Source organism: Azospirillum sp. 11R-A, assembly GCF_049472615.1.
In the GTDB taxonomy this organism is placed as follows: Bacteria; Pseudomonadota; Alphaproteobacteria; order Azospirillales; family Azospirillaceae; genus Azospirillum; species Azospirillum palustre.
Window position 1 is genome coordinate 1 of record NZ_JBCEBL010000001.1, and the last position, 16,340, is coordinate 16,340.

The window sequence follows — 16,340 nt, forward strand, 5'->3', positions numbered from 1 at the left end:
CCATCACCTCCAGCCCCTGGTCGAGCAGAGCCTGCACAGGCACCAGCCCGACGCGCAGCGGCACGTCCATCACCTCCGCCGACCAGTGGGCAAGTGCGGACAGCGCCACCCGCGCCCCGTCCTCCCGCCCCGGCGGCNATGSCGCCATCSCCGCCGAACTGGCAGGCGGCCGGCTCCTGCCCGATGCGCACCGCGTCGGACAGCACCGCGACCACCCCGGCGGCGACGAAATTCACGTCGCGATGGCGTCCCTGCGTGGCCAGCAGCGTGCTGCCGGTGACGTCGGCCACCGCCAGCGACCAGCCGCCGTCGAGCGCAGCATAGCGCCGGGGATCCGACGCCTCCGCGGCGAAATCGCGGATCACCGGCAACAGAGGCATGGCGGTTCCCCCAACGGACAGCAACGGGCGGCAACGGGCGGGCGGCAACGGGACGAGGTCGAAGCCTAGCATGACCGCAGCCGAAGCGGCAGACAGGAGGAACCCCGAAAGTCACGGCCCCGTCAGCGGAGCCGGCAGTGTCAATGCGCGGTCAGAGCACGGAAATTACCGGGCCGTAACGAATGCTTACGTCATTAACCGTTGTTAAACGATGTGCCCCCAAAACTGTCTGAATATGTCGGTATGGTTTCAGGGTTTCGGAACAAGAGGACGTCGCTCTTCATGTCTTGGCTGTCGAAATTCTCTGGAGGCAACAAGGAGCCGGGCGCCGCCAAGTCCGCGGCCGAGCCGCGCAAGGAGCGCCCCTCCACCCCGCCGAAGATCGTCATCGACCATCACGAATATGTGCCGGAGGAGTTCGTCATCGGCTCCTTCCGCATCCGCCCCTATGACGGCGACCTAATCGCCAAGCAGAAGTTCGATTTCCGGCTGCAGTTCGACCTTGGCGGCGATCCGGTGGACGTTTCCTGCATGGGCCTCGTGGTGAAGATGACGGCGGAAGCCGGCCTCGTCGCCCGCTACCAGCCGCCGCAGCCCTTCTACGAACGCAAGCTGGTCGAATACATGAAGGCCCTGAAGGGTCTGTAAGCACGAATAGCTGCCTGATGATGGTGGTGTCGGCCGATGGTCGGCACTATATCTATGGGCATGCCGATCCGTCTGCTCCCAGAAACACTGGTCAACCGCATCGCCGCCGGCGAGGTGGTCGAACGTCCCGCCGCTGCCGTGAAGGAGCTGGTGGAGAATGCCATCGACGCCGGCGCCACCCGCATCGACGTGGTGGCGCGCGACGGCGGCAAGTCGCTGATCGCCGTCACCGACGACGGCTGCGGCATGGCGCCGGACGAGCTTGTCCTGGCGGTCGAACGCCACGCCACCTCCAAGCTGCCGGGCGACGACCTGCTCGACATCCGCTCTCTCGGCTTCCGCGGGGAAGCGCTGCCGTCCATCGGCGCCGTCAGCTGCCTGACCATCACCAGCCGCGCCCGCGACGCCGACAGCGCCTGGAGCCTGACGGTCGATGCCGGCGCCAAGGGCCAGCCGCAGCCGGCGGCGCTGGCCCAGGGCACGCGGATCGAGGTGCGCGACCTGTTCGCCGCCGTGCCCGCCCGGCTGAAATTCCTGAAAGCCTCGCGCACCGAATACGACCACATCGCCGATTGCCTGGAGCGGCTGGCGATGGCCCATCCCGGGGTCGCCTTCACGCTCTCCGACGGCGGGCGCGGCGGCCTGCGGCTGAGTGCGGCGCAGGGCGACCTGCTGGATGCCCGGCTGACCCGGCTGGGCGCCTTGATGGGCCGCGATTTCCAGGAGAATGCCGTCCCGGTGACGGCGGTGCGCGAGGGGGTATCGCTGGCCGGTTGGATCGGCCTGCCGACCCTGCACCGTCCGACCGCCAAGCACCAGCACCTGTTCGTCAACGGCCGGCCGGTGCGCGACAAGCTGATGGTGGGGGCGGTGCGCGCCGCCTATGCCGATTTCCTGCCGCGCGACCGCCACCCGATGCTGGCGCTGTTCCTCGACATCGACCCGCAGGAGGTCGACGTGAACGTGCACCCGGCCAAGGCCGAGGTGCGCTTCCGCGACCAGGGTCTGGTGCGCGGCCTGATCGTCGGCTCGCTGAAACACGCGCTGGCCGAGGCCGGCCACCGCGCGTCGACCACCGTCGGCCTCGCCACGCTGGGCGCCCTGCGGCCGGAACCTGCCGGGGACACCGATGGCGGCTTCACCCCCTCCCCCCTGCCCTACGGCCGCGGGTCGGGCGGCGGCACAGGGAGCGGTTGGGGCGGTTCCTACACGCCCACATCCGTCCCGCGCGGTCTGGCGGAGCGCTCCGCCGCCTTCCAGGCACCGACCCAGACGGGGCTGCCGCCGCTGCAAGGCCGCCTCAGCGGCTTCGGCAACGGCTTCGCCCCGGCGGCCCGCCCGCCGGAATACCGCGCGCCCGACCCCGCATCCCACAGGCCCGAACCGCCGCCCGACAGCCACCCGCTGGGGGCGGCGCGGGCACAGGTCCACACCACCTACATCGTGGCGCAGACCCGCGAGGGCATCGTCATCGTCGACCAGCACGCCGCCCATGAACGGCTGGTCTACGAGCGGATGAAGACCGCGCTGCTGGAAGGCGGGGTAAAGCGTCAGGCCCTGCTGATCCCCGAACTGATCGAGCTGGACGAACCGTCCGCCAACCGCCTGCTGGCCCGCAGCGCCGAACTGGCAGAACTCGGTCTGGTGATCGAGGGCTTCGGCCACGGCTGCGTCATGGTGCGCGAGGTGCCCGCCCTGCTCGGCCAGTCGGATGTGAAGAACCTGATCCGCGACCTTGCCGAGGAACTGTCCGAACTGGGCGACGCCCTGTCCTTGAAGGAGCGGCTGGAGGAGGTCTGCGCGACGATGGCCTGCCACGGCAGCGTCCGCGCCGGCCGCAGCTTGAGCGTCGACGAGATGAACGCCCTGCTGCGCCAGATGGAAGCGACCCCACACAGCGGCCAGTGCAACCACGGCCGGCCGACTTACGTGGAGCTGAAGCTGGCGGATATTGAGCGGCTGTTCGGGCGGAGGTAGACCGGCAGTTCCGCTGCCGGTCCTGGTTGCCGGGCCTCACCCCTTCAGGATCATCGCGATCATGATGGCGGCGAAGCTGACGATGGCGACCGAGCCGACGATGATGCTGGCGAGCATCTGCGCCGAGATGTAGGAGCCGGCGACAGTCCCGGCGATCCGCGCCATCCCGTCGCGACCACCCTTCGCGTTCGCACCAGGGTGTCCGCAGGATGGGCAGGACGGAGCTTCGGTGGAGATCGTGTGGCCGCAGGCGGCGCAGGGGATCAGAGCCATTCCGTTCCTTCCCATGTCTTGTCTTGCCGGGCTTGATCTGCCCTTGCCGAAGACATGGGAGGGATAATGGAAGATTGCAGCCCCCTGCGCCGGACAACCTACCGGAGAGATACCCCGGCCGCGCTCAGTACCCCACCGTGAAGCGCTTGCGCTCGTGCTTCGGCGTCTCGATCTCGTCGACCAGCGCCACGGCGAAGTCCTCGTAGGAAATCCAGCTGCGGCCGGTCTCGTCCGCCAGCAGCCCATCGGAGCCAATGCGGAACTTGCCCGTCCGCTCGCCCAGCACGAACTCGGCCGACGGCGACAGGAAGGTCCAGTTCAGGGTCGGCTCGGCCTTCAGGCGGTCGAGGAACTCGGCGCCCCTGGTGGCCTCGGCCTTGTAGATCTCGGGGAATTCCGGCAGGTCGAGAACCCGCACGCCCGGTGCCACCTCCAGGCTGCCAGCGCCGCCGACCACCAGATAGCGCGGCACGCCGGCACGCTTCGCCGCACCGATCAGCGTCTCGGCATCGCTCATCAGGAACATGACGGCGCTGACCACCGCGTCATGGCCGGCCAGCAGCGGAGCCAGCGTCTCACCGTCGTTGGCGTCGCCGGCCTTCACCGTCAGGCCGGGGGCGGCGACCACCTTGGCCGGGTCGCGGACGATGGCGGTGACGCTGTGGCCGCGGCGGAGCAGTTCGGCCTGGATGCGGCTGCCGGCGCGGCCGGCGGCACCGATGATGGCGACGTTCATGGCGGGTGTCCTCTGACTAGGTTTCCAATGGTGACTTGATGCCGCTTTGGAAATCTGGTGTAAAGAAGGCACCTTTTCGTGACATGGTCACCCGTGCGTAACCGCCGGGTCGCCGGTCTGGATGACTGAACTGGGAGTGGATGCGGATGGACAGGACCCTGCTGGGGCTGGGCGGCAAGCGGCCATCGGAGGTGGATCAACTGCCCGACGCCTATGCCTCCGCCTGCCCGACACGGCAGGCGCTGGACCGGATCGCCGACAAATGGACGGTGCTGATCCTCGGCTTGCTGGAAAGCGGACCGATGCGCTTCAACCAACTGCGCCGCGAGATCGAGGGCATCTCGCAGAAGATGCTGTCGCAGACCCTCAAAAGCCTGGAGCGCGATGGGCTGGTCAGCCGCAGGGCCTTCGCGACCGTGCCGGTCACCGTCGAATATTCCATCACGCCGCTGGGCGCCACGCTGGCCGAAACGCTGGTGCCGCTGCGGATGTGGGCCGAAACCCACATCGCGCAGATGCTGGAGGCCCGCGCCGCCTATGACCGGACGGAAGACGACGCTCCGGTCCGGCTGGACGCCGCCTAGAGTGTGATCGGTTCAAGCGGAATCGCTTGAAGCGTGAATCACACGGAAAGCCACAAGCTTAGAGTCTGTCTGATGCTTCAATAAGCCTCAGACAGACTCTAAACCTCCTCGCCGGGCTTCCCGTCCGACTCCGTCCGCCGCAGCAGATAGTCCAGCCCGCCGACCCGGAACCAGCGATAGCCGTAGGCCTCCATCACCAGATGGTGGCGGCCCTTGGCATCGGGCTCGCTGTGGTCCTCCGACAGCAGGTTGACCAGCCGGCAGCCCTCGCCATGGCCGTCCACGTCCAGCACGATCTCGCAGGGCTTGTCCGACAGGTTGTGCAGGACGACCACCCCGTTGTTCCGCCAGTCGTAGCGCAGGGCCAGCACCTCCGGCCGGCCGGTCTTCAGGATTTGGAAGTCGCCCCAGCCGATTTCCGGACACTCCTTGCGCATGCGGATGATGCGCTCGGTCCAGTTCAGCAGCGAGTCCGGATGACGGCGCTGGATGGCGGCGTTGATCCGCTCATAGCCGAAGACCCCGCCGCTGATCACCGGGCTTTCCGGCGCGTCGGACTTGGTGAAGCCGCCATGCGGTTCGTCCGACCACTGCATCGGCGTGCGGGCACAGTTCCGTTCGGGCAGCGACAGGTCGTCGCCCATGCCGATCTCGTCGCCATAGCGGATGACCGGCGTCCCCGGCAGGGTGAACATCAGGCTATAGGCCAGCTCGATCCGCCGCCGGTCGGCGTTCAGCATCGGCGCCAGCCGCCGGCGGATGCCGCGGTCATAAAGCTGCATCGACTTGTCCGGCCCGAAGGCGGCGAACACCGCCTGCCGCTGCTCCTCGGTCAGCCGGCCGAGATCCAGTTCGTCGTGGTTGCGCAGGAAGGTGCCCCATTGGGCAGTGGCCGGGCGCGGCTTCGTCACCTCCAGCGCCTTGGCGAGCGGTGCGGTGTCGGCGGTCGCCAGCGCATAGAACAGATGCTGGTTGACCTGGAAATTGAACATCATGTGGCAGCGGTCGCCGTCGCTGCCGAAATAATGCAGGTCGTCCTCCGGCAGGATGTTGGCCTCCGCCAGCAGCACGGCGTCGCCGCGCCGCCACTGCACGAACTCGCGGAAGCTGCGCAGCATGCCGAACTGTTCTTTCGGCTTGGTGACGTCCGCCCCCTTCTCCGCGATGATGAAGGGCACGGCGTCCATGCGGAAGCCGGCGACGCCCAGCTGGATCCAGAAGCCCATGATCTTCAGCAGCTCGGCATGCACCTCCGGATTGGCGGTGTTCAGGTCGGGCTGGAATTTGTAGAAGCGGTGGAAATACCAGGCCTTGGCTTCGCGGTCATGGGTCCAGGTCGATTTCTGCACGCCGGGAAAGACCATGCCCTGGTCGGCATTCTCCGGCTTCCTGTCGGACCAGACATACCAGTCGCGATATTTGCTGTCGGGATCGCTGCGGGCCTCCTTGAACCAGGGATGCTGGTCGGAGGTGTGGTTGATCACCAGATCGATGATCACCCGGATGCCGCGCTGTTCGCAGGCGTGGGTGAACTCGACGAAATCGCCCAGCGTGCCGTACCGCGGATCGACGTTGTAATAGTCGGCAACGTCATAGCCGTCGTCCTTCATCGGCGAGGTCTGGAACGGCCCCAGCCACAGGCAGGTCACCCCCAGCCCGTGCAGATAGTCCAGCCGGCGCAGAAGCCCCTGGAAATCGCCGACGCCGTCGCCGTTGGCGTCCATGAAGGTCGACAGCGACAGATTGTAGATCACCGCATTCTTGTACCAGAGGTCCCGGATCATGGCCGCTCCATCGCGATGCCCAACTCCCGGCCCGATGCGGGGAGGACAGGCGGGGAACAGCGGCAAGGCCACTTTGGTTGCGGGGCGCACCGGTCTTCGGCGGTAGAGACGCCTGCGGCAAAGTTGCAGGTCAGGCATCCGGCATCTGGCATGCAAAACTTTTTGCGATGGCATGCCAGTTTGCTTATGTTGCAGCACAGCATGACTGGACCGTCACCGTGGGCACCCGCTGCCCGTGGCTGATGCCGTTCGGCCTCATGCGCTGTTGTTCCTGTTGCTGTTGCTTCTGTCGCCTTTGTTCCTGTCGATGCCCCTCCCCTCCCGATAAGGACTCGTCCCGCCATGATCGAGACCCAGGCCCTCCTGTTCCTCGCGCTGACCGGCATGATCGGCCACGCCGTCTACATGGCCAGCGGCCGCGGCGGCTTCACCGTGATCGAGCCGGAGAAGGACGAGACGGAAGAGGAGCCGGGCATCCTGTTCTCCTCCGACCGCTTCCAGCAGGCGGCCCAAGCCGAAAACAATTCCGAAGGCAAGCCCGGCAAGGCGAAGGACCGTCCCTTCTGGATCGAATGAACGATGCGGACCGGGGCGCTCTCGCGCATCCCGGCCCGCATCCGTCAGTCAGTCTTCCGAGCGAAGCCCCCCGACTGTCTCCCTGAGCGCTCCCCTACCCGTTGGCGGTGCCGGCGGCGGCCCCGACCGGGACAGCGCGGGTTGCATCGCCATGTTCGGCGCGGCGTGCCAACTCCTCGTTCCGGGCATGGTGCCGGGCCAGCATCGGCTTCAGGACCAGCAGCGCACAGGCCGCGGCGGTCAGATCCATGGTGGCGGTGACGTACAGCACGGTTGCCCAGGTTCCGGTGGCTTCCATCAGCAGGTTGCCCAGCGGGACCAGCAGGGCGGCGACACCCTTGGCGCAGTACAGGACGCCGTAGATCTTGCCGGCATGCTTGGTGCCGAAGGTATCGGCCGAGGTGGCGCTGAACAGGCTGTACACTTCGCCCCAGGCCAGGAAGACCATGCCGCTGAGGATCAGGAACATCATCGGGTCGTGGCCGAAGCGGCTCAGCATGATGATGCCGACGCCTTCCAGGGTGAAGGCGACGAACATGGTCGCCTCACGGCCGATATGGTCGGAGATGAAGCCGAACAGCGGACGCGAGATGCCGTTCATCACGCGGTCGAGCATCAGGGCGAAAGGCAGGGCCGCCATGGTCAGGCCCAGGACGCTGACCGGGGCTTCCTTCACGCCCAGATCGTGGGCGATGACGCCGAGCTGGGCCACGGCCATCAGGCCGCCGGTGACGGTGCCGATGAACATCGCCCACATCACCCAGAACACCGGGGTGCGGATCGCTTCGCCCAGCGTGTAATCGCGGCGGGTCTGGGCGACCTTGGTGGAGGCCTTGACCTGCTCCTTCTGCGGCATGCGCAGGAACAGCGCGGCGCAGATGATGATGGCGCCCTGCACCAGGCCGAACCAGAAGAAGGCCGACTGGTAGCCGCTGCTGTGGATCATCGACGAGATCGGCAGGATGGTCAGCGCCGAACCGGCGCCATAGCCGCCCGCCGTCAGGCCGACCGCCAGACCGCGCTTTTCCGGGAACCACTTCAGCGCGTTGTTGACGCAGGTGGCATAGACGCAGCCGACGCCGATGCCGCCGATGGCCGAACCGACATACAGCATGGTGAGCGTGCCGGCATAGCTGTCGACGATCCAGGACAGGCCGGTGAAGAAGCCGCCGGCGGCGACGATCACCTTGGGGCCGTACTTGTCGATGAAGTAACCCTCGATCGGCGTCAGCCAGGTCTGCACGACGACGAAGATGGTGAAGGCGGTCTGGATCGATGCGCGCGTCCAGCCATGGGTCGCCTGGATTTCCGGGACGAACAGCGTCCAGGCATACTGGATGTTGGCCGCCGCCACCATGCAGACGATACCGACGACGATCTGCGTCCAGCGCACCGCATCGGTCACCGGCGCCGCGGATTCCGCCGCCGGTTGTGAATTCATATGAGCCATCGTGCCTCCCTTAAACTTGCCTGAGCCGGCGGCACGGCCCCTCTCCCGGGGACCGGCACGCCAATCACGATTGCGGAATGACCCGGACGGACCGCTCTTGCTGACGGTTCCTTTCCGGAACTCGGCGCGGATGCCGACAATCGCTCGGAGTTCGATTGTCCCGATTTAGGAATGCCAGATATGTAATCTGGTATGCCAAAACCGGGGACAAAAAGACACCGACGGACGGATCGACGCCGTAGGCATACTGTCTTACCAAGTAAAACTTACCTTACACACCACATCCGGCGAGCGGTCCACACCGGTTTTATTATCGGATCACCCGATCTGTCGCGTGTTCTGTAAAAAGAAGCCGTGCCGGTACCTGCACGGCCCCCTCAAACGAGGGTGTGCAGTCTTAGGAGATAGATAGATGCCGCCGTTTCCATAGAGGAACCGCATCGGCGACACATAATGTTTTGCTCGGATTGTTTTGGAACTCAACAATCCGTTTCGTCTTTCCGCATGATGGAAAAACACGAGCGGCAGCCTTGGAACGTCAGGGATGCGTCCCCATCGGCGGGTGGGCGGGGCCGGCAAAAAATGGAACTCAGGGGGATCTAAAGGACTGACCCGCAATGCCAAGGGCAGGGCAAGCGGGAACCGTCCATGCGGTCAGGCCGGGTGGCGGACCGTCAGGAAGGCGACGCGGGTGTCGCCATAGCAGCGCTCGTCGAGCGCTGAAAAACCATCGGGAAGAGGCAGCGGGTCGCGGTCGGCGACCTCAACCACGGCGAGCGCGCCGTCGGCCAGCCAGCCGGCGCGCAGCAGACCCTCCAGCGCGCGCGGCGCCAGCCCCTGGCCATAGGGCGGGTCGAGGAAGGCCAGCATGCAGGCACGGGGGGCCGGCGGCGGCTTGGCCGCATCGGCACGCAGAATCTGGGCGTTCGCCGTTTCGCGCAGAGCCTCGACATTGGCGCGCACGGCGTCGAGCGCCGGCCGGCCCATGTCGAGGAAGCCGCACCAGGACGCACCGCGCGACAGGGCTTCCAGCCCCAGCGCACCGGTGCCGCAAAAGGCATCGACGACCGCGGCGCCCTCGAACTCGGGCGCCCAGTCGGCGTGGGCCAGGATGTTGAAAATGGCTTGCCGGGTGCGGTCGGTGGTGGGGCGGGTATCGCGCCCGCCCGGCGCCACCAGACTGCGGCCGCGGTGCTTACCGCCGACGATCCGCACGCGGGCGCTCCGTCCGTCCGCCAGCCCCGCCGCCAGGACGGTCGCCGGACCTCTCGCCACCGGCCTTCGGCCCGCCCCGCGGCGCCGGACCGGCACCCTTCGGGCCAGCCCCCTTCGGACCGGTCGGCTTGGAGCCGCCCGGCTTGAAGCCGGGAGCCTTGCCGTCCCGCGGCCGGTCTTCACGGGCCCTGTCGTCACGAGCCCTGTCATCGCGAGAGCGCGCGCCCTCGGACCGCGGGGCGTCGGACCGGGCGCCCTCCGGCTTGCCGGAACGGCCCGGCTTCGCCGAGCCGCCGCCGAGCGACAGGGTGCCGCGGGTGGCCCCGCCGCGCCGCGCCGGCTTGGTCTCTTCGGTGCGGGCCGCTTCGGCCTCGTGCCGCTTGGTGGCGGATCGCGGTGCGCGCTTCGGCGCCGCCTTGGTGGCATCGGCGTTCGCCGCCCCGCCTTTCGAGGGTGCGGCGGCCTTCGGACCGGACTTCCCCGCCGCCTCGGCACGGGCCTTGGCGCGCTGCTTGGTGCCGGACTCGGTCGACTCCGCCCCTTCGGGCGTGCCGAAGAAGGAAGCGATCTGTTCGCGGACGACGCGCTTCGGCACCTCCTCGACGGCGCCCTCCTCCAGCTTGCCGAGCTGGAACGGACCATAGGCGACGCGGATCAGCCGGTTGACCTGGAGCCCCAGCGACTCCATCACCTTGCGGATCTCGCGGTTCTTGCCTTCCTTCAGGCTGACGGTCAGCCAGGCGTTGCGGCCCTGGATGCGGTCGAGCGCGGCCTCGATCGGGCCGTACTTCACGCCTTCGATGGTCGGCCCCTTCTCCAGCGCCGCCAGTTGCCTCTCGTCGACCTCGCCGAAGACGCGCACGCGGTAGCGGCGGGTCCAGCCGGTGGCCGGCAGTTCCAGAAAGCGGGCCAGTTCGCCGTCGTTGGTCAGCAGCAGCAGTCCCTCGGTCGTCAGATCGAGACGGCCGATGGAGACGACGCGCGGAAGGTCGGGCGGCAGGCGGTCGAAGACGGTCTCGCGCCCCTTCTCGTCACGGGCGGTGGTGACCAGCCCCGACGGCTTGTGATAGCGCCACAGGCGGGCCGGCTCCGGCTCCGGAATGACCTTGCCGTCGACCTGCACGATGTCGCCGGGGCGCACCACGCAGGCGGGGCTGTCCAGCACGCGGCTGTTGACCGCGACGCGGCCCTCGGCGATCCAGCGTTCGGCGTCGCGGCGCGAGCATAGGCCGGCGCGCGCCAGTCGCTTGGCGATGCGTTCACCGCCATTATTGGCGGAATCGGATTTCTTGACAGTATCGGAGCGGTCCATGGCCGGACCATAGGGCCTGGACGCGCCGCCCGCAACACTGGTCCAGCGCCCCGGCACCGGAATCCGGTTGACGGGCTCGGCGGGCGGTTGGCACCCTGCCCGGCCATGCCCTCTCCCTCCTATATGGCCCTCGCCTTCGCCGCTGCCGAGGCCGCCGCCGCGCGCGGCGAGGTGCCGGTCGGCGCCGTCGTCGTCGATCCCGCAACGGGTGCGGTGCTCGCCGCCGCCGGCAACCGGACGGAGGAGCTGTGCGACCCGTCCGCCCATGCCGAGTTGCTGGCGATCCGCGCCGCCTGTGCCGGGCGCGGCCAGCCCCGCCTGCCCGGCTGCGACCTGTATGTGACACTGGAGCCCTGCGCGCTCTGCGCCGCGGCGATCAGCTTCGCCCGCATCCGGCGGGTCTATTACGGCGCCTACGATCCCAAGGGCGGTGCCGTCGACCACGGCCCGCGCTTCTTCACCCAGCCGACCTGCCACCACGCGCCGGACGTCTACAGCGGTATCGGCGAGACCCGGGCCGGGAAACTGCTGCGGGACTTCTTCAGGGAGCGCCGGTAGGCCTTCGCCAACGGTTTGGCTCTCGGTGCGCGCATTATTGTTATCGACGCATCAGAACAGAATTTCTCAACATCAAACGCATGCAAACAAATTCACCCCACAGAAAATCCGGACGAAATTCCTCAGACCGCAGCAACCGACGCATATAATAAGTATAAACAAGGTATGCTCTGTTAAGTGTTTGTTTAACGAATATATGCCCATGATGCCCTGTCGCCTTCAGCCATCGGGAGTTAAAAAGAATGCTGTCGTTCCGCAAGCCCCAGGACAATCAGGCAGCCGAAGAGTTGGCTCTGCTGGGACGCCATGCGGGTGTCGGGTTGTGGGACGCCGTGATTCACAATGGCGATCCGATGCATGCGCAGAGCCGCTGGCATTGGTCGCCGGAGTTCCGCCGCCTCGTCGGCTTCGGCCACGACGACACGGCCGGCTTCCCCGACAAAGTCGGATCCTGGGCGGACCGGCTGCATCCGGACGATGCCAAGCCGACCTTCGACAGCTTCATGGCCTGCCTGAACGACCGCAGCGGCCGCACCGGCTATGACGTGAATTATCGGCTGAAGGTGAAGGACGGCAGCTATCGCTGGTTCCGCGCCATCGGTGGCGTCGCCCGCGACAGCAGCGGCCTTGCCCTGCGCGCCTGCGGGTCGCTGATCGACATCGATGCCGAGCGCAACGAACTGGAGCGGGCCAAGCTGCTCGATCGCCATGCCGGCGTCGGGCTTTGGGATGCTGTGTTCTACAACGCCGACCCGATGCATGCGCAGAGCCGCTGGCACTGGTCGCCGGAATTCCGCCGCCTCGCCGGTTTCGACCGCGACGACAAGATCGGTTTCCCCGACGGCGTCAATTCCTGGGCCGACCGGCTGCACCCGGACGACGCCAAGCGGACCTTCGACGGCTTCATGGCCTGCCTGAACGACCGCAGCGGCCGCACCGGCTACGACGTCGATTACCGGCTGAAGCTGAAGGACGGCACCTATCGCTGGTTCCGCGCCATCGGTGGCGTTGCCCGCGACGGCAACGGCTTGGCCTTGCGCGCCTGCGGGTCGCTGATCGACATCCACGGCCAGAAGATGGCCGAGCTGCGGCAGGCGGAACTGGACGGCGAACGCCGCAGCAGCATCGCCAACCTTGCCGAGTCTCTGGACCGCGAGGTCGGCACCGCCGCCGACCGCGCCACCGCCAACGCCCAGACCGTCGCCGCCGCGACGGAGGAGCTGTCGGCCTCGATCTCCGACATCAGCAACCGCGCCAACGAGGCGTCGGGCGCCTCGCTGAAGGCATCGGAGGAGGCGACCCGCACCAACGCCGCGGTGGAGGCCCTGGTCACCTCGGCCGAGCGCATCGGCGCGATCACCAAGCTGATCAACAGCATCGCCTCGCAGACCAACCTGCTGGCGCTGAACGCCACCATCGAAGCCGCCCGCGCCGGCGAGGCGGGCCGCGGCTTCGCCGTGGTGGCGAACGAGGTGAAGTCGCTGGCCCAGCAGAGCGGCAGTGCCGCCGACGACATCGCGGCACAGATCGCGTCGGTCCAGCAGGAGGCGCTGCACGCGGTCGACGCCATCCGCCGCATCGGCTCGATCGTCACCGACGTTCAGCAGATCTCCACCACCATCGCCGCCGCCGTGTCGCAGCAGGAATCGGCGACCAAGGAGATCGCCCACAGCGTCACCCGCGTGGTCCGCGACATCGAGGTGGTGTCGCAGAACATCGCCTCCACGTCGGAGCGGCTGCGGGCCTGAAGAGAGAAGCCGGAAGGCAAATGAAAAGGGGGCGCATCGCTGCGCCCCCCGATTTCCTGTCCGACAGCAGAGCTTACCGCCCCACCGCCCGCCAGCCGATGTCGCGGCGGCAGAAGCCCCCCGACCAGTCCAGCGCGTCCACCGCCTTGTAGGCCGCCGTCTGAGCCTCCGCCACCGTCGGCGCCAGCGCGGTCACGCCCAGCACCCGGCCGCCGACCGACAGCACCCGGCCATCCTCGGCCCGCCTGGTGCCGGCATGGAACACGGTCACCCCATCCACCGTGCCGGCCTTGTCCAGCCCGCGGATCTCGGTGTTCCTGGCGTAATCGCCGGGATAGCCGTTGGCCGCCATCACCACGCACAGCGCGGTGCGGTCGTGCCAGCGCAGGTCGATGCTGTCCAGCACCCCGTCGGCCGCCGCCACCAGCGCCGCCAGCGCATCGGACTTCAGCCGCATCATCAGCGTCTGGCATTCCGGGTCGCCGAAGCGGACGTTGAACTCCAGCGTCTTCGGCACCGGGCCGTCCGGCGTCTGCATGATCATCAGGCCGGCGAACAGCACGCCCTTGAACGGCTTGCCTTCCGCCGCCATGCCCTTGACCGTCGGCAGGATGATCTCGCGCATCACGCGGTCCTGCAAATCGGCGGTCAGCACCGGGGCCGGGGAATAGGCGCCCATGCCGCCGGTGTTGGGGCCGGTGTCGCCGTCGCCAACCGCCTTGTGGTCCTGGGCCGAGGCCAGCGGCAGTGCGTTCTCGCCGTCGCACAGCGCGAAGAAGCTGACCTCCTCGCCGTCCAGGAACTCCTCGACCACCACCTCGGCACCTGCGGCGCCGAAGCGGCCGCCGACCAGTGCGTCGTCGATGGCCTCGAAGGCTTCCTGCTCGGTGCGGGCGACGGTGACGCCCTTGCCGGCGGCCAGACCGTCGGCCTTCACCACGATGGGGGCGCCATGCCTGCGGACATAGGCCTTGGCGGCTTCGGGATCCTTGAAGCGCTCGTAGAAGGCGGTGGGCACCCCGTATTTCGCCAGGATGTCCTTCATGAAGCCCTTGGAACCCTCAAGCTCCGCCGCCGCCGCACTCGGCCCGAAGGCCTTGACGCCCAGCGCGGTCAGCCTGTCCACCAGACCCAGCACCAGCGGCCCTTCCGGACCGACGACGACGAAGTCGATGGCATTCTCCTGGACGAAGCGCACCAGCGCGTCGACATCCTCCGACCCGATTGCCACCAGCGTGGCGACGTCGGCGATGCCGGCATTGCCCGGCGCGCAATAGAGCGCATCGCACAGCGGCGAGTTGGAAATGGCCCAGCAGAGCGCGTGCTCACGACCGCCCGATCCGACGACGAGGACTTTCATGGGGGGGCGCTCCTTCCGCCTTGTTGCGATCTGCGCGCCTTGTATCATGGCGGCGCCCCAACTCAAGAGCGCCATGACGTCCGAAAACGCACCCCAAACCTCCACGCCGCTGATTGCCCCGGAACCGCGCCCCGGCTCCAACCTTCCGGAATTCACCGTCGGCGACCTCGCCCGCCGGCTGAAGCGCAGCATCGAGGAGGAGTTCGGCTTCGTCCGCGTCCGCGGCGAGATCAGCCAGCCGAAGAAGCACAGCTCCGGCCACTGCTACATGCGCCTGAAGGACGACACCGCGGTGATCGAGGCAGTGTGCTGGCGTGGCACCATGGCGAAGCTGGCCGTCCGGCCGGAGGAAGGGCTGGAGGTCATCGTCACCGGGCGCATGACGACCTATCCCGGCCGCTCGCAGTACCAGCTGATCGTCGAGTCGATGGAGCTGGCCGGGGAAGGCGCGCTCCTGAAGATGCTGGAGGAGCGCAAGCGCCGGCTGGCGGCGGAGGGGCTGTTCGATCCCGCCCGCAAGAAGCGCATCCCTTTCCTGCCCGACGTGATCGGCGTCGTCACCTCTCCCACCGGCGCTGTCATCCGCGACATCCTGCACCGGCTGAACGACCGCTTCCCCCGCCATGTCCTGCTGTGGCCGGTCGCGGTGCAGGGCGAACGTGCGGCGGCCGAGGTGACGGCGGCCATCGAGGGCTTCAACCGCATCCAGCCGGGGGGGCGCGTTCCGAGACCCGACCTGATCATCGTCGCGCGCGGCGGCGGCTCGCTGGAAGACCTGATGGCCTTCAACGAGGAGAATGTCGTCCGTGCAGCCGCGGCCAGCGCCATCCCGCTGATCTCCGCCGTCGGCCACGAGACTGACACCACGCTGATCGACTTCGCGTCGGACCTGCGGGCGCCCACCCCGACTGCCGCCGCCGAGATGGCGGTGCCGGTGCGCGGCGAGTTGCTGGCCCAGATCCTCGACGACGAGCGCCGGCTGCTCGCCTGCGCCTCCCGCGCGGTGGAGGACCGCCGCAACCGGGTGGAGGGGCTGGCCCGCGGCCTCGGCGATCCCCGCGCCCTGCTGGAAGGCCATGCCCAGCGGCTGGACGACCGGGCGGAGCGCCTGAACCTTGCCGCCTCAGCCCTGCTGGAGCGCCGCCGCACCCGCGTCGGCGAGCTGGCCGCAAAGCTGCGCCATCCGCGCGAAAAACTGGCCCAGGCCGAGCAGAAGCTGGCGTCGGAAAGCCGCGCCCTCGATTCAGGCCTGCGCCATGCGGTGACCACCGCCGGCGGGCGGTTCGACCGGGTTGCCGGCCGGCTGTCGCTGACCCCGGCGCGGGTGAAGCTGGCCGACGGCGAACGCCGCATTGCCGACCTGACGCCGCGCCTCGACCGCAGCCATGCCAAGGGGGTTGCCGACAAGGCGGCGTCTCTGGCGTCGCTCGGCCAATTGCTGGAGAGTTACAGCTACAAGGGCGTGCTGGCCCGTGGCTTCGCCCTGGTCGAGGACCGCGACGGTCGCCCGGTGACCCGCGCCGATCAGGCGACGCCGGGTCTGGCCGTCAACATCGTCTTCGCCGACGATGCCAAGGTTGCAGCAACCGTCGATGGCGGCGCGCCCAAGGTGGAGATGAAGCCCGAGGCGGAGGTGGAACCCAAGCCGGAGAAGAAGCCGGCACCGCGCAAGCCTCGGCCGGTGCCGGTACAGGGCAGCCTGTTCTGAGACCGGGCGGCCAGGGCGGGCCGGGAGCGGG

Annotated in this window: 15 protein-coding genes and 1 pseudogene; 7 read left to right on the forward strand and 9 right to left on the reverse strand. The window is 68.0% G+C overall.

The window, feature by feature from the left end; all coding sequences use genetic code 11:
- A partial coding sequence (locus VH569_RS00005) for a DUF3095 family protein (RefSeq protein WP_423314096.1) occupies positions 1–148 on the reverse strand: 148 nt, incomplete at its 3' end.
- Between the two features lie 49 nt (positions 149–197).
- Positions 198–452, reverse strand: a pseudogene (locus VH569_RS00010) (DUF3095 family protein); the annotation flags it as partial.
- Between the two features lie 210 nt (positions 453–662).
- Between VH569_RS00010 and VH569_RS00015 the strand changes: the two are divergent.
- On the forward strand, positions 663–1,028 hold the full coding sequence (locus VH569_RS00015; protein WP_423313016.1) for a hypothetical protein: 366 nt from the start codon (positions 663–665) through the stop codon (positions 1,026–1,028).
- A 60-nt stretch (positions 1,029–1,088) separates the two neighbouring features.
- The gene (mutL, locus tag VH569_RS00020; protein ID WP_423314098.1) at positions 1,089–3,005 is read left to right on the forward strand and encodes a DNA mismatch repair endonuclease MutL; all 1,917 of its coding nucleotides are present in this window, start codon (positions 1,089–1,091) and stop codon (positions 3,003–3,005) included.
- 36 nt (positions 3,006–3,041) lie between these two features.
- Here the strand turns inward: mutL and VH569_RS00025 are convergent, their stop codons facing one another.
- Together VH569_RS00025 and VH569_RS00030 are read right to left on the reverse strand one after the other, a co-directional pair.
- The gene (locus VH569_RS00025) at positions 3,042–3,278 is read right to left on the reverse strand and encodes a hypothetical protein (protein WP_423313018.1); all 237 of its coding nucleotides are present in this window, start codon (positions 3,276–3,278) and stop codon (positions 3,042–3,044) included.
- A gap of 124 nt (positions 3,279–3,402) precedes the next feature.
- Positions 3,403–4,014, reverse strand: a complete 612-nt coding sequence (locus VH569_RS00030; RefSeq protein WP_423313020.1) for an NAD(P)-dependent oxidoreductase — start codon at positions 4,012–4,014, stop codon at positions 3,403–3,405.
- A 146-nt stretch (positions 4,015–4,160) separates the two neighbouring features.
- Here VH569_RS00030 and VH569_RS00035 point away from each other — a divergent pair, with 146 nt between their 5' ends.
- The gene (locus VH569_RS00035) at positions 4,161–4,598 is read left to right on the forward strand and encodes a winged helix-turn-helix transcriptional regulator (protein WP_423313022.1); all 438 of its coding nucleotides are present in this window, start codon (positions 4,161–4,163) and stop codon (positions 4,596–4,598) included.
- 98 nt (positions 4,599–4,696) lie between these two features.
- On the opposite strand, the gene VH569_RS00040 is transcribed toward VH569_RS00035, so the two are convergent.
- Complete coding sequence (locus VH569_RS00040; protein ID WP_423313024.1) at positions 4,697–6,382, reverse strand: alpha-amylase family protein; 1,686 nt, start codon at positions 6,380–6,382, stop codon at positions 4,697–4,699.
- Positions 6,383–6,724: 342 nt separating this feature from the next.
- Between VH569_RS00040 and VH569_RS00045 the strand changes: the two genes are divergently transcribed.
- A complete protein-coding gene (locus tag VH569_RS00045; protein WP_174470271.1) occupies positions 6,725–6,958 on the forward strand; it encodes a hypothetical protein in 234 nt (77 codons plus the stop codon).
- A gap of 94 nt (positions 6,959–7,052) precedes the next feature.
- On the opposite strand, the gene oxlT is transcribed toward VH569_RS00045, so the two are convergent.
- From oxlT to VH569_RS00060, 3 genes are all read right to left on the reverse strand, one after another.
- On the reverse strand, positions 7,053–8,399 hold the full coding sequence (oxlT, locus tag VH569_RS00050) for an oxalate/formate MFS antiporter (protein WP_423313026.1): 1,347 nt from the start codon (positions 8,397–8,399) through the stop codon (positions 7,053–7,055).
- A gap of 663 nt (positions 8,400–9,062) precedes the next feature.
- Entirely contained in the window at positions 9,063–9,623 is a 561-nt protein-coding gene (rsmD, locus tag VH569_RS00055; RefSeq protein WP_423313028.1) for a 16S rRNA (guanine(966)-N(2))-methyltransferase RsmD, read from the reverse strand.
- On the reverse strand, positions 9,604–10,935 hold the full coding sequence (locus VH569_RS00060) for a pseudouridine synthase (RefSeq protein ID WP_423313030.1): 1,332 nt from the start codon (positions 10,933–10,935) through the stop codon (positions 9,604–9,606). The genes rsmD and VH569_RS00060 overlap by 20 nt, the downstream gene beginning before the upstream one ends.
- 105 nt (positions 10,936–11,040) lie before the next feature.
- Between VH569_RS00060 and VH569_RS00065 the strand changes: the two genes are divergently transcribed.
- Together VH569_RS00065 and VH569_RS00070 are read left to right on the forward strand one after the other, a co-directional pair.
- Entirely contained in the window at positions 11,041–11,493 is a 453-nt protein-coding gene (locus VH569_RS00065) for a nucleoside deaminase (protein WP_423313032.1), read from the forward strand.
- A 242-nt stretch (positions 11,494–11,735) separates the two neighbouring features.
- The gene (locus VH569_RS00070) at positions 11,736–13,241 is read left to right on the forward strand and encodes a methyl-accepting chemotaxis protein (protein WP_423313034.1); all 1,506 of its coding nucleotides are present in this window, start codon (positions 11,736–11,738) and stop codon (positions 13,239–13,241) included.
- 73 nt (positions 13,242–13,314) lie between these two features.
- Here VH569_RS00070 and purD read toward each other — a convergent pair whose 3' ends face one another.
- A complete protein-coding gene (gene purD, locus VH569_RS00075; RefSeq protein WP_423313036.1) occupies positions 13,315–14,601 on the reverse strand; it encodes a phosphoribosylamine--glycine ligase in 1,287 nt (428 codons plus the stop codon).
- Between the two features lie 73 nt (positions 14,602–14,674).
- Here purD and xseA point away from each other — a divergent pair, with 73 nt between their 5' ends.
- A complete protein-coding gene (gene xseA, locus VH569_RS00080) occupies positions 14,675–16,309 on the forward strand; it encodes an exodeoxyribonuclease VII large subunit (RefSeq protein WP_423313038.1) in 1,635 nt (544 codons plus the stop codon).
- Positions 16,310–16,340 lie beyond the last annotated feature (31 nt).